The organism is Larkinella sp. C7 (assembly GCF_006149005.1).
Lineage (GTDB): Bacteria > Bacteroidota > Bacteroidia > Cytophagales > Spirosomataceae > Larkinella.
The window spans coordinates 341,131-352,978 of record NZ_VBSL01000005.1 but is presented as its reverse complement, the minus strand read 5'-3'; the positions used below and the strand labels follow the sequence as shown (position 1 = coordinate 352,978).

Below are 11,848 nucleotides of genomic sequence, written 5' to 3'. Positions count from 1 at the left end.
TGGGCTGTCAAAAACCGCTAACAGGTTTTGTGTCATCACTTCCGGATGAGCCAGATTTCCGTCACCTGTGAACCGCGCTCACCTTCACCACAGGTCCAGATAAACGTTACTTTTCCGTCTGACAAAGCCGCTTGCGGCAGGTCAAATTCGTAGATCGGTTGCTCGCCGGTTTGAATAAAGTCGTGGATCACCGATCCGTCGTCCGTCGTCAGTTTCATGCGGGAGCGAAACCGGCCGGTGTAGGCAATCCGCATTCGGTAAGAAGCCGTCGGATCGAGTTCGTCATAAGCGATTTTCAGCGGCTGGTCATACAACGTCTTGGCTTGTTTCATCCAGACCCGGGGTGTAATTTGTCCTTTAAAACCCGTCGCCTTGATTTCATCCACCCATTCGACACCAACCAATCCCACGCCGAACCCAATCCGGGGTGATTTCAAACTGCCGGGGTCGGCTTCCCAGCTCAGGCCTGAGACCACCCGGTGCCAGCTTTCCGGTGCCCCCAAATGGTCGTAAAAACCGCCGGGGCCGGGATCGGTTCGGTGAAGGATTTCCTTGATTTTCAGGAGTCTTGCTTTCTCGTCGGACAGTTTCTCAATTTTCGCCATCTGATCCAGCAGCCAGGGGGAGTCGTTGAGCGGAATGTCGATGTTGTCCATAAAATTCCCGCGCCCCGACATCGCGCCGTGTTTTTCCATCGTCAACTGGGCACCGATCGACTTGAAAAGGGAGTCGGCCAGGGCAAAGCATTTTGTCCGGTATTCCGGTAGAAGGCGGTTTTTCCAGGCTTTTTCCAGAATCTCGTTTGCCCGCTTGATGGCGGGTAAAGAACCGCTGGTTTCAGCATGAGCCAGGGCATCCCGCGCCTGTTGTTCCAGTTCCGTTTCGTACAAAAGCCGTCGTTTCGTGTAAGCATCGTAGTAGGCCCGAATCTGGCCCATCTGAAACCGGGGGTTCTGCAGGACGTTAAGTGGCGCCTGTTTTTCCAACGCCTGCCACTGCATCAGTGTCTGGTAAACGGCCTGGTTGGTGAGCAAATTGCCGCGCCAGTTTTGTTCCAGCGAAAGCAGCCCCTGCGTGACAGTTTCGGTAAAATCCGGACCAATAAACAGACGGGCGTAATCACGCAGGGTTTCGATCACCGGCGTTTCGGGGTTCCAGTCCTGATCGCTCCAGACAAACTTATTGACGTCGTCGTTGGTGCCTTCCGAGTAGCTGATGCTGCCCGCGCCAAATTCGTCGAGCGCATTGTGAATGGCCTTTTCGTCGTGCGGTCGCGGGTTGATGCTTTCGCGGCCACTGGTCATCGACCACGCCAGATCCCAGTGTGGCACCGGGTATTGCGAACTGTAGTTGTGGGTGATGTCGGGGTAATGCCGGATCGGAATCGACGGTTTTACCACCTTTCGGATTTCCTGCACGGTCATCTTCACCCACGGCCCAAAAACCACCCCGCCGAACCAGGGATAGTCTTTGTTGACGTGCTTGAAAAAAGCGTCGAACCAGGCTTGGGTAGGCCGGAACACCTGCGGAGAAACCCAGATTTTGGCTTTCTTGTGGTACTTAGTCAATACGGCCGCTTCTTTTTCGAGCCAGGCAAACAGCACGTCCGGTTCGAGATCGCCGGGATCACCGCCCGGCACAAACACCGCATCAAGCTTCGGAACGGTGGCGAAAATTTCATGCCGTTCGTTCAGTTCCTTCTGAATGGAGTCGGGATGGACGTAATCTTTGCCCAGATTCGGGTACCACATCCAGACGTCCAGACCGTATTCCCGGCAAATCCGGGACTGTTCGGCGATCATTTTAATGGCTGGCAATTTCATGTGCCGACTCGTAAAATCGTCGTCCGTTCGCGGGGGCAGAATTTCGATGCTGTTGGCTCCAAACAACGCCAGATCCCGGATGTACTGATCGAATTGGGCCACCGAAAAGGCATCGTAGGCATTTGTTTTCGGACGATACCCGAGTTGATGCCCCCGAATCGGATACGTCGGACTGGTCGCAATCGACGCTTCACCGGAGATCGTGATTTTGCCGGGCCGCATGTCCAGTTTGCGCAACAGCCGCCCCACACCATACAGCAATCCCCGCGCATCGTGTCCCACAATCAAAACCGTATTCGTGTTTTCCTCAATCACCAATTTAAAACCCTCGCTTCGGGTAGCGGGCATCCTGTTTGCCGCCGAACGAAGCGGTTCCGGAAGTGCGGCCAGCTCTTTTTCGGTGGTTAAAAAAACGGCAGCTTGTCCAGGTTTGGGGATTTTCTTTGCGATGGACCACTGAGTTTGACTCCTTTTTCCCACTTCCTGTTGCAGGACTTCCAGGCTTCGGAGCAGCACTTTGGTATCTTTTACCGGACAGTAGATCTGCGCTTTGGAAAGGTCGATGGGGTTTGCTTTCGCCGGAATGGATAGCAGGCCGGAAACCGTGATCAGTAGAGAAAATAATAAGATCCAAGTACGCATGTGATTCATTCAAAGGGTTAGGAAATAAGCATTGTAGGGCTGGCTTTGCTTTATTTGATGGATTTAATCAGTACATCGTCCAGGTAATACACGGCTGGGGTCACGGGGTCGTCGGCACCCGGCAGGGGAGGCCCCGGCTCCTCGTTGGGTGTTTTCCGGTTGGGTAAATCACGGTAGGGCCCCGTCCGGATCGAGAGTCGTTCTATGGACTTGACGGCTTCGGCCAAAGCTGCTTTTTCCAACACGGTTTTGCCATCGATTGCGAGGTCATAACTTCCGTTCAGGCTGGCATTTACGCGGAAGGTGAGGTCATACCATTGCCCCGCTTTGTACGCTTGCAGGCGTTTTTCGGTGCTGCCGTCCGTGGCTATTATACTCCCTGTTTCATCGAATCGCAGCCGGACAGGGCGGTTTCCGTAGCGGTCGGTGAAGTCGATTTCCAGCGTGCCGGTTGTATTTTGAGAAGCCCGGATTCTCAGCTTCGTTTCAATGCGGTTTCCTTCTTCAAAAACCCGGATCGCCCGGGCGTAATCGTAAGGATCTTTGTCGGCTAATTCCAGGCATTTGCCGGTTGAACCCGGCGTGTTGACCACCGAAACCGGAGCCCATTTCGGCGCGTAAATATTCCAGTCGGGAACACCAGCGTTGAGTGATAAACCATCGAAATGATCCGCAACCGGACCGCTTACTGCATACCGCACCGGTGTCGGAACCCGGCTGATCCAGATGTCTTCCTTGTTCATGCTGTAGGTCAGCCACAGGTCGTTGCCCGGCGGGTTGCCGTTGCCTTCTTCAATGCCGCGCACGTAGCAGGGGCCAAAGTCTTTCCAGCGACCGAAAAAACGGCGGGGCGGCACTTCGCCCTGAACAATCAGCAGGTTATCAAACAGGATGCCGTCATCGCCGGTGATCAGGGCCAGCGGAAACCGGTGTTCATCCATCTCGATGGGGTTGTAACAAATGGCATACCGGCCATCGTCCGTGCGTTGTCCCCACTGTTTGCCACCCGCCATGATGAGCGTCGGCACCTTGACCGGATCGGAAAAGGTAAGGCCATTGTCGGACGACAGAGCGCTGTGCGATCGTTTCCACAAGGCCACCACTTTGCCGTCTTTCCGGTGGTAATACGACAGGGCTTCCCGGGCTTTTTTGCCGCCGTAAAAACCGTCGAGTCCCCGGTCTTCATCCCACCATTGAAACGTCATGAGTTTGTCGGCTAACAGCGCGTTGCAGGCGTCCAGAAAACCGCTATCCGTGGCTTTTTTATAGAAGGGATAACTGGTGTTGGTTTCGTTCCACCGGATGCCGTTGAGGGTCGGGTGACTGCTGTAGCGGATGAAGTAGATGGGGCCGTAGGTGCCGTCTTTGTAAGCTTCCCGAACCACCCGCCCGATGCCGCCCTGCCCGAAGGGATCTTCCGTGTGGCCGTAGAACGCCAGTACGAGCAGCCGACCGTTGGGAGCGACGTAAAATCCCATGCGCTGGTGCATCATGTACCCGTTGGAACTGTCGGGAATGGTAACGCCGGTTGGCGGCACGTAAGGTGGAAAAACCACCTCCGGTTTACCCCATTGCCGCCCGTCTTTGGAGGTGATCACCAGCGTTTGGCCGGGCGCAATGTGCTCATCGACCGGATTGCTCAGGTATTGCTGGTAAAAGGTATTGTTCCAGTAACACAGATTGGAAGCGTGGTTATAGGTCCAGCCGTGCTGGTCGGCCAGTTCGGGATGGGTGCGATTGACGCGCAACGTCTGGCGGCTTTCCACGCCAATGGCATACCGGAGACGCCCCTCGTGGACACTCGGATCGACGGTTTCGCCACCAATGTATCGCACCGGTTCGGCAGAGCTACCGGTTTGTGAATAAGCCTGTAAGCTGCCCAATAAGATGGGTAGTACAAAAAAATAAGGGTTCAGGAAGGTTTTCATTTTTACAGTTTCACGGGCGAAAAGCGCAGCTTTCTGGCCCGGATTTCGGGTCGGTCATACGCCTTGTTTTTGTCGGGAAAGCCCACATCCCAGGGCGACGGACCAACCCACTCCGATTTTTTACCCGCGATGTTGATTAGGCCATCGGTCGAAATTTCGACGACGGTATAGAGCGGATCTTTGTAAGGCGCCGTGTATTTGATCCACTTGAACTGCTTATCGATTGCGTCGCTGTACCGCATGTGACCGTATTCTTCGCCCAGCCATTTATAAGACATCGAGTTGATGCAGATGTACCAGATGCCGTTCACTTCCTCGGCCCGGTCATAGTGAATGTGACCGTAGAAATTGGCGATGATTTTCGCCTTCTTCGTTTTGGCATTGTGCGCTTCCAGCATCCCCCGGATTTCGGCGGCATTATCGACCCCGTCGAGCCCAAGTCCCTGGTGGGAGAAGATGACGATGGGGGAGGTGGCCTTCTCCAGCTCTTCTTTCAGCCAGGCCAGTTGAACGATTCCGATGTGCTCCTGATAGCCTTTCAGTTCCGGTGATTTTTTGTCGTTGCCATCCAGTACGATGAAACGAAAGCCCTGTTGATCAAAGGCATAATACGAAGACGTCATTTTTCGGTAGGCCAGGGCCTGCGCGAGTGAGGTGCCGCCGTCCATTTCATGGTTGCCAATGAGGTGGTATTTGGGGCCGGGATAAGCATCCCAAATCGCAAAAGCCGGAGCGTACTTTTCGGCGGGAATCCCAAAATCGCCGAGTTCGATGATGAAGTCGGGTTTGGCGGTTTTCATGCTGTCCATAAAGGCCGTCAGCCGGGCTTCTCCGTCGTGCATGGTGGGAATGTGCACATCGGAGAACATCCCGATTTTTACCTTTTTAACGCCTTTCTTTTGCGCATATGAAAGGAAGGTAATCAGACAAAGAATTGACAAGATAGCCAGAAAACGTTTCATGTCGAATACTTTCAAAGTTTGATAAAGATCTTTTTCCGGTAGAGGACGTACGCCGGTATGAAATTGACACAAACAAAGAACAGAGCATAGAGCATACTCGCCAGTCGCGGATCGAATCCCAGACCCGTTAAGGCCGTCACGCCGTGTTCGTTCAAGGAGCGACCGCCAACCTTCAGGTAGTAGAAAAGGATGGAAAGAACATCCGCCAGCACAAAAACCGTGATGGCGTTGGCACCAAAAATTATACCGGGTTTTGTGCCCTTCGTATTCCCCAGAATATCCACCAGAAAATAGACCGCACCGAGCAACAAGGCGGCAAACCCGGAAGTGATCAAGACGAACGAACTCGTCCAGAGGTTTTCGTTGGAAGGGAACGTCAGGTTCCAGAGAAAACCGAGTGCGGCTGTGAATAAACCGGCCGTCATCAGGTAATTAACTTTTTCATTTCGAGTTAATGAGCTGATCATCAGGCGGCCCGCCAGCATACCGGTAATTCCGGAAACCGCCGAAGGGAAGGTGCTCAGAATGCTTTCGGGGTCCCAGGTGCCCTGCCACATGCGGCCCGGCAGAAACTGATTGTCGAACCAGGCCACGAGGTTTACCCCCGGTTCCAGCATGACTTTTCCAATGCCGGGTGTGGGGATTTGCGTCAGAGCGAGCCAATAAACAACAAGGGTAATGGCACCAATCCAGGCCTGCTGTTTCCAGTTGGTATTCAGGAAAAGAACAGAACAAATTAGAAAGACAAAGGCAATTCGCTGCAGTGTACCGGTCCAGCGGATGTCTGAGAAGTTGAACGTTGGTAGCAGGTTGAGGAACATCCCAACGGCGAAAATCTTCAGCGAACGAACCACAATTTTCTGGTACATTTCTCCTTTGGGGTCGCCCCGTTCCAGCCGTTTTGCATATGCCAGTGTAATGGAAACGCCGATGATGAACAGGAAAACCGGTGCAATCAGGTCGGTGAACGACAAACCGTTCCATTTGGTATGCTGCAACTGGAAGTAAACCTGGTCGCCATCGCCCGGAAAATTCACCAGAATCATGGCCGCAATCGTAAAACCGCGCAGGGCATCGAGCGAGATCAACCGGTTGGGTGATGATTCCAGGGAATGGGCAGGCTGGGGCAACTGGTTCGTTGGAGAGGTCATCGAAACGGAAGTTGAAAAAGTCTTTGAAAGCCAGTGGTATTTTTAATACGCTATTCCGTATTATTAAGGCTACTTAACTACCCCTTCCATGCGTAACTTTTTTTGCCTCACGGCTTTTTTCGCCGTATTACTCCTGCTGAACGGATGCAAATCATCCGAAAAAGAAGCGGGGAAAATTGCCGTTTCCTGGGAATTGGTGAGCAATTTTACCGATGTCGAAGGCGGTTTTGAAGCCCGGTTTATTCTGAAAAATCACGGCGAATCGGCCCTTACGGACAAAAACTGGGCCCTATTTTTTAACATGTCGCCCCGGCCCATCCTGGCATCAAAAACACCGCAACCGGCTACCGTTCAGCATATTAACGGCGATTGGTACAAGATGACCCCGAATACCGGATTTGCACTGGCAGCCGGCGATTCGACCGAAGTCCGGTATGCCGGAACGGAAGCAATCATTAAAAATACGGATTCTCCGCTCGGGCTGTATTTCGTTTTCTACGACCAGGACGGCAAGGAAGAAAACATCGTTCAGGTGACAGAATATACCGTGGTGCCTTTTGCCAAAAAAGAGCAGCAGTTGCGCGGGAAAAACGATTTGATGCCGCTTCAAACGGCGGCCAAACGGTATCAGGACAACCTGGCACTCAGCCTGATCGATGCGTCCCAATTGCAGAAAATCATTCCCTCGCCGGTTAAAATCACAGCGGGTACCGGAACATTTAGTCTCGATAATAAACTTTCCATTTATTACGGGGCCGGTCTGGAAAATGAAGCGAAGTTGCTGAGTCAGAAATTGAAAGTGCTGACCGGCACCGATTTTACGATCAAGAATACCGCGCCATCCGAAAAAGGCATTGTGCTCAAAACCGGGCCGGTTTCGGTGAACGGGATTGCCAAAGAAGCGTATAAACTAAGTATCGACGGCAACGGAATTGCCATCACCGGAAGCGATGCTGCCGGTGTGTTCTACGGCACACAGAGCCTGCTGGCTTTGATTCCAACGGCTACCTACCTGAAACCAGCGGCTGCGGTGGCCCTGAATTACGTTCAGGTGGAGGATGCCCCCCGGTTTCACTTCCGGAGTTTACACGTGGATGTGAGCCGGAATTTCCAGACCAAGGAAACCATTCTGCGCATCCTCGACCTGCTGGCGACCTACAAAGTCAACCATTTTCTGTTTTATACGACCGAAGACGAAGGCTGGCGGCTGGAAATCGACGGTTTGCCGGAGTTGACAAAAGTGGGCGCCCAGCGCGAACACACGACCGGGAAGGAAACTTCCGTGCTGCATCCGTCGTACGGATCGGGGCCGAAAGCGTATGAAGAGGGGAAATACGGCAGCGGTTTTTATACGAAAGCCGATTTCATCGAAATCCTGAAATACGCCAACGAACGACACATCAAGGTGATCCCGGAACTGAATTTTCCCGGACACGCGCGGGCGGCCATTAAGGCGATGGAAGCGCGGTATGAACGCTTGATGAAAGAAGGCAAGGAAGCCGAAGCGAACGAATACCGTCTGATCGATCCGGCTGACAAATCCGTGTATTTATCGGCGCAGGCTTACACCGATAACGTGGTTAGCGTGGCGAAGGAATCGACGTATCACTTCTACGAAAAAGTGGTGGACGAGATCACCAAAATGTACGCGGAAGCCGGTTTGAAACTGGATGTGTTCCATGCCGGGGGCGATGAAGTGGCCGAGGGAGCCTGGACCAAATCACCGCTGGCGGCTCAGTTGCTGAAGGAAAATCCGGCGATCAAAGACCCGAAAAACCTGCAAACGTACTTTTTTGGCCGATTGCTGAAACGGCTCGAAAAGCGGAACCTGGAAATTCACGGCTGGGAAGAAGTGGCCCTGAACAAGTCGGCGGATGGAAAATACATTCCGAATCCAGAGTTCGTGGGTCGCAAAGTGGTGCCATACATCTGGAACAATATTTATGATCTGGATCTGGGCAACCGGCTGGCGAATGCGGGCTATCCGGTGGTGTTGTGCAACGTGACCAACTTCTATTTCGACCTGGCCTACAACAACGATCCGCAGGAACCGGGCCTGTATTGGGGCGGTTTTGTCGACACCCGGGCCAACTGGGCTTTTGCGCCGTTCGACATGTTCAAAACCACCTACAAAACCTCCATGGGAAAACCGCTGGTATTCACCGGTTTGGAGAAGATGAAACCGGAAGCCCGTAAAAATGTCATCGGCCTCGAAGCGCAGCTCTGGAGCGAAACCGTGAAAGGGCGTGACATGCTCGAGTACTACACGCTACCGAAACTGCTCGGATTTGTGGAAAGTGCCTGGGCCGCCGAGCGTCCGTGGGAAACCATCGAAAACCGGGATGCCCGTGAAAAAGCCATCCAGTCGGGCTGGAATGTATTTGCCAACACCTTGGGACAAAAGGACTTGCCGCGTCTGGCAGTTCTGAATGGCGGGTACAATTACCGGATTCCGATGCCGGGAGCTATTCTGGAAAACGGAACACTGAAAGCGAATAGTGAATATCCGGGTCTGGCGATTCGCTACACGACCGACGGCTCCGAGCCAACGGCGCAATCGACTTTGTATACGGCACCGGTGGCGGTTTCGGGGTCCATAAAACTGAAGAGTTTCGATGCGGCTGGCCGGTCGAGCCGGACGGTTGTTGTGACTGTTGGGAAAACGGATTAAACGGATGGGACGGATTTTCTCCGATTAACATTAAAATCCGTTTTTTGATCCGTTCGTTACATCCGTTCAATCGGCGTTCCCATCCAAACCGCCCAGGCCATGAAGCACAACTCCCTGATTGTCATTCTGATTCTGCTGATCTTTTTCGTTATTTCGTTTCTGACCAATATCCTGGGGCCGCTGATCCCGGACATCATCAAAAGTTTTGAGTTGAGCATTGGTCTGGCCGGTTTTCTGCCGTTTGCGTTCTTCGTGGCCTACGGGGTGATGTCGATTCCGTCGGGCCTGCTGGTCGAAAAATACCGGGAAAAACCGGTGTTGCTGGGGGCTTTTTTTCTGGCTTTTGCGGGTGCCCTGCTCTTCGCGCTGATGCCCGGTTTTTCCATTGCCCTGTTCTCCCTATTTCTGATTGGTCTCGGCATGGCGATGTTGCAGGTGGTGATCAATCCGTTGCTGCGGGTGGCGGGTGGCGAAGCGCAGTTTGCGTTCAACTCCGTGCTGGCGCAGCTATTTTTTGGCGCGGCATCGTTTCTGAGTCCGCTGTTATACAGTTATTTAGTAAGCCATGTGCATTCCGGTACAGAATCTTCGTCGGTCATTGCCCTCCTGAATCAACTGGTGCCAGCGAATCTGCGGTGGGTGTCGCTGTATTGGGTTTTTGCCCTGACGGCCTTGCTGATGGTGGTCGTCATTTACTTCGTCCGGTTTCCCGAAGTAGAACTGAAAGAAGATGAAAAAATCGATACCGGCAAAGCGTTTAAAGACCTGCTCGGCAACAAAACCGTGTGGCTGTTTTTCTGCGGAATTTTCGCCTATGTTGGTACGGAACAGGGCATTGCCAACTGGACCTCCCAATTTCTCCAAACCTACCACGGCGTCGATCCGGCCACCACGGGAGCTTCCGTGATCGCGTATTTCTGGGGTTTGCTAACGGTCGGATGCCTGCTCGGCTTGTTGTTGCTCAAGATTTTCGACAGCCGCCGGGTGTTGATGCTGTTTGCCGCCGGGGCCATTCTTTCCCTGCTGGCGGGTTTGTTTGGCACCAGGGAACTGGCGATTTACGCTTTTCCACTTACCGGGTTTTTCGCGTCCGTCATGTGGTCGATCACGGTGTCACTGGCGCTTAATTCGGTGCCGCACCACCACGGGACGTTCTCGGGAATACTGTGTACGGGTATTGCGGGCGGAGCCGTCGTGCCGCTGATCATAGGCGGTCTGGGCGAGTTGATGGGCCTGCGGCTGGCGATGTTGTTTCTGTTGCTGACACTGGGCTATATTTTCAGCATCGGCATCTGGGCGCGGCCGTTGGTGAATAATGCAACGGTGAAGAGTTTTCGGGAATTATTTGAGTAAAAAGGGTTATTTCGCAGAGTTTAGCGGAGTAAATCAGCGAAAAAACTCTGCGAAACATATCTCATGTATAAAATCATCCTCCTGATCGACTTTGCCGAGGACTATAGCAAAAGTCTGTTGAAGGGCGTTACCAAATACTCCCGCGAACATGGCCCCTGGGTGTTTTGCCGAATGCCGCTTTTTTACCGTGAAACCATCGGGATAAAAGGCATTCTGCAATGGGCGCAGGAGTGGGGAGCCGACGGCATTATCGGACAGTTTTATAACGACAGAGAGATTTCAGAAATCATCAAGGCCGGTATTGCCGTTATTGCCCAGGATTTTAAAGAGCGGTTTGACGACATTCCGAACATCACCGGAGCCTACCACGAAGCCGGAGCGATGGCAGCCGATTACTTCCTGAAAAAAGGATTTACTCAGTTTGCGTTTTACGGTTTTAAAGATATTGTCTGGTCGCGGGAGCGGGCGGAAGGGTTTGAAAACCGGATCAAAAGTGCCGGGTATGGCGTCCATTCCTTCGAGCATACGAAGGCGCAATCCAGCGAATTGTGGTATTATAAACCCAGTGCGTTGAGCCATTGGCTGCAATCCTTACCCAAGCCCATTGCGATTATGGCCTGCGACGACCGTCAGGGTCAACACATTACGGAGACGTGTCGGCAAACCGGGATTCGCATTCCCGAAGAAGTCGCCGTGCTGGGCGTCGATAACGATGAAACGATCTGTGAGCTGTCTGATCCGCCCCTGTCGAGCATTGCGCTGGATGCGGAGAAGGGCGGCTACGATTCGGCCAAACTGCTCGACCACATGATCCGGACGGGGGTGACCGGTTTTTACGATATTGTGGTGAAACCGACGCAGGTGGTGACGCGCCACTCGACCGACATCTACGCCACCAACGACCATTACATTGCTTCCTCCCTGAAATACATTCACCAGAACATCGATAAAAACCTCCAGGTGGAAGAGGTTGTCAGACAGGTTCCGCTGTCGCGCCGGGCGCTGGAAAAGCGGTTTCTGACCATTACCGGTTATCCGATTTACAAGTATATCTTTAACCTGCGGATCGAAAAATTTACCCAGAAACTGCTGGAGACCGACATGACGGTGTTTGAAATTGCGCTTGACATGGGACTGACCGACAGCAAGAACATTGCCCGCCAGTTCCGGCAGGTGAAGGGCTGTTCGCCCAGTGAATTCCGGAATCAATACGTAGCTGGTAAATAGAGAAAATAAGATTATTTCGCAGAGGAAAAACGAGTTACCCAGAGAAAATAAAAGTAAAAAACTCCATTAAACTCTTTTTCCTTCTGCAGTA

The 11,848-nt window shown here is 52.9% G+C and carries 7 protein-coding genes; 3 read left to right on the top strand and 4 right to left on the bottom strand.

The window, feature by feature from the left end; genetic code table 11:
• Positions 1-35 precede the first annotated feature (35 nt).
• From FH871_RS15065 to FH871_RS15050, 4 genes are read right to left on the bottom strand one after another with little or no spacing between them, the layout of a single operon-like run.
• Positions 36-2,465: a hypothetical protein gene (locus FH871_RS15065; RefSeq protein WP_229317308.1), complete on the bottom strand. Its 2,430-nt coding sequence runs from the start codon at positions 2,463-2,465 to the stop codon at positions 36-38.
• 50 nt (positions 2,466-2,515) lie between these two features.
• Positions 2,516-4,393, bottom strand: a complete 1,878-nt coding sequence (locus FH871_RS15060) for a hypothetical protein (RefSeq protein ID WP_138992245.1) — start codon at positions 4,391-4,393, stop codon at positions 2,516-2,518.
• 2 nt (positions 4,394-4,395) lie between these two features.
• Positions 4,396-5,355 (bottom strand): metallophosphoesterase, encoded by a 960-nt coding sequence (locus FH871_RS15055; protein ID WP_138992244.1) that lies wholly within the window; start codon positions 5,353-5,355, stop codon positions 4,396-4,398.
• A gap of 11 nt (positions 5,356-5,366) precedes the next feature.
• Positions 5,367-6,506, bottom strand: coding sequence for an acyltransferase family protein (locus FH871_RS15050; protein WP_138992243.1), 1,140 nt, complete (start codon positions 6,504-6,506; stop codon positions 5,367-5,369).
• 88 nt (positions 6,507-6,594) lie between these two features.
• Between FH871_RS15050 and FH871_RS15045 the strand changes: the two genes are divergently transcribed.
• From FH871_RS15045 to FH871_RS15035, 3 genes are all read left to right on the top strand, one after another.
• Positions 6,595-9,177, top strand: a complete 2,583-nt coding sequence (locus FH871_RS15045) for a family 20 glycosylhydrolase (RefSeq protein ID WP_138992242.1) — start codon at positions 6,595-6,597, stop codon at positions 9,175-9,177.
• A gap of 99 nt (positions 9,178-9,276) precedes the next feature.
• Positions 9,277-10,530 (top strand): MFS transporter, encoded by a 1,254-nt coding sequence (locus FH871_RS15040; protein WP_138992241.1) that lies wholly within the window; start codon positions 9,277-9,279, stop codon positions 10,528-10,530.
• A 63-nt stretch (positions 10,531-10,593) separates the two neighbouring features.
• Complete coding sequence (locus FH871_RS15035) at positions 10,594-11,757, top strand: DNA-binding transcriptional regulator (RefSeq protein WP_138992240.1); 1,164 nt, start codon at positions 10,594-10,596, stop codon at positions 11,755-11,757.
• Positions 11,758-11,848 lie beyond the last annotated feature (91 nt).

Excerpts from the sequence above, each read along its gene's own strand:
- FH871_RS15065 (WP_229317308.1), bottom strand. The coding sequence starts at position 2,465 with ATGCGTACTTGGATCTTATTATTTTCTCTACTGATCACGGTTTCCGGC.
- FH871_RS15060 (WP_138992245.1), bottom strand. The coding sequence starts at position 4,393 with ATGAAAACCTTCCTGAACCCTTATTTTTTTGTACTACCCATCTTATTG.
- FH871_RS15055 (WP_138992244.1), bottom strand. The coding sequence starts at position 5,355 with ATGAAACGTTTTCTGGCTATCTTGTCAATTCTTTGTCTGATTACCTTC.
- FH871_RS15050 (WP_138992243.1), bottom strand. The coding sequence starts at position 6,506 with ATGACCTCTCCAACGAACCAGTTGCCCCAGCCTGCCCATTCCCTGGAA.
- FH871_RS15045 (WP_138992242.1), top strand. The coding sequence starts at position 6,595 with ATGCGTAACTTTTTTTGCCTCACGGCTTTTTTCGCCGTATTACTCCTG.
- FH871_RS15040 (WP_138992241.1), top strand. The coding sequence starts at position 9,277 with ATGAAGCACAACTCCCTGATTGTCATTCTGATTCTGCTGATCTTTTTC.
- FH871_RS15035 (WP_138992240.1), top strand. The coding sequence starts at position 10,594 with ATGTATAAAATCATCCTCCTGATCGACTTTGCCGAGGACTATAGCAAA.